Source organism: Methanobrevibacter sp. (assembly GCF_015062985.1).
GTDB lineage: Archaea > Methanobacteriota > Methanobacteria > Methanobacteriales > Methanobacteriaceae > Methanocatella.
Map to the genome: position 1 here is coordinate 4,951 of NZ_SUTI01000039.1, position 1,586 is coordinate 6,536.

General features: G+C 38.5%; 3 protein-coding genes. 1 reads left to right on the forward strand and 2 read right to left on the reverse strand.

Features of this window, described 5'->3' with window-relative positions; all coding sequences use genetic code 11:
• A partial coding sequence (locus E7Z77_RS09655; protein WP_292753544.1) for a flavodoxin family protein occupies nucleotides 1–427 on the reverse strand: 427 nt, incomplete at its 3' end.
• A 113-nt stretch (nucleotides 428–540) separates the two neighbouring features.
• Here E7Z77_RS09655 and E7Z77_RS09660 point away from each other — a divergent pair.
• Entirely contained in the window at nucleotides 541–1,251 is a 711-nt protein-coding gene (locus E7Z77_RS09660; protein ID WP_292753546.1) for a PD-(D/E)XK nuclease family protein, read from the forward strand.
• Nucleotides 1,252–1,299: 48 nt separating this feature from the next.
• Here the strand turns inward: E7Z77_RS09660 and E7Z77_RS09665 are convergent.
• Nucleotides 1,300–1,586, reverse strand: a 287-nt coding sequence (locus E7Z77_RS09665) for a Na+/H+ antiporter NhaC family protein (RefSeq protein ID WP_292753548.1), incomplete at its 5' end; no start/stop codon positions are given.

Consider the following 1,586-nt stretch of genomic DNA (forward strand, 5'->3'; position numbering starts at 1 on the left):
CAAATGTGAATGGTGAGAACTTGGTGAGTTCAATGTATTGTTCGTAGGTTCCTTCAGGCTGGTTTTCAGTGAATATTAATGCTGCCTTACCGGATAATGATTCATCATTGAATTTTCCAATCTTGTAGAAACGGTCAATGATGAGTTTACCCTGTGCGGTCATCTGGCCGTAGTAGATTGGTGTTGCAAAGATTACACCGTCAGCATCAATTAATGCCTGAATGATTTCATTACCGTCATCCCCACGGATACATTCAGGGTGTTCTGCACAGTACATGCATGCCTTACATGGTGCAATGTCCTTGTCTTCAAGGTAGTATTTTACTACTTCTCCACCGTTTTCCTCGATTCCTTTTATCATTTCATCCATTAATACGTCACAGTTTCCGCCTTTACGTGGGCTTGCTTGAAGTGCTATAACTTTCATTTTAAAATCTCTCCAAAATGTTGTAAGTAACAATATATATTTTAAACATTAAATAGATTATTGTATAAATTATTAATTTAAAATCAATTTTAAAAAAATAGGAAAAAATTATTATGAAACTATCCAAATCAAAAATAAATACTTATCTCAAATGCCCCTTGGAGTTCAAGTTCCAGTACATTGATGAAATAGAGGCCGAACCTAACAAGTACATGGCATTGGGAAGTGACGTTCACCTGATAGCTGAGAAGTTTGCGGAAAAGTTCGGCGATGATCTTGACGGTGTGGATATTGATAATGAACTCCTTAAAATCGCCCATGAGCTTGATTTCGGCTATGACCTATCCAATCACATTGAAAACCTTGGCGGATTTTTCAGGGAAGTGTTCGTTGACAATGACTATAAGCTCTATAGCCAGGAGGAGTACCTTCTTGATGACGAGCATCGCTTTTCAGGAATCTGCGACATTATCCTAGAGGATGAAAACGGTGATTTGACCGTGATTGACTACAAGACCGGAAATTCCAATTCATTCTCCAAATACCGCAGGGAATTGTGCTACTATAAGCTTCTTGTTGAGAATGTCTACGGAAAAAACGTTTCAACCGTTGGAGTATTCTTTACCAAAAACGGCAGATTGCGATTGCTTGACGTTGAGGATGAGGAAAACAAGCGCAAGTTTCTTCACTCACGTGAAATCGATGAGGCAATTGACACTTTTTATTTCGTGAGAAGCGAAGTCAACAAGGGAAATTTCTATGCTAAGCCACAGTTTTTATGCAAGTTCTGCACATATAAGGATATCTGCGACCATTACTACTAAAAATTTAGGCATACCTAAAAATTATTAAAATTAAAAAAAATAATGAAGTTATGAGGAGGCTTCCTCCACTTCATCAAAATCGACTTTTTCACCTAGTATTCTAAGTCCTATGAACATTACAACAACACCGATAGGGATACAGATGTACCATGGGATTCCTAATCCTGCTGGGATGTAACCGATGAATATTGCCACCAATGCAACGAAGATTGCATAGTAGATTTGTGTTTGAACGTGGTCAATGTGGTTACAGCTTGTACCCATGGATGAGAGAATTGTTGTATCTGAAATCGGTGAACAGTGGTCTCCGAAAATAGCTCCGGTCAGTACACCAC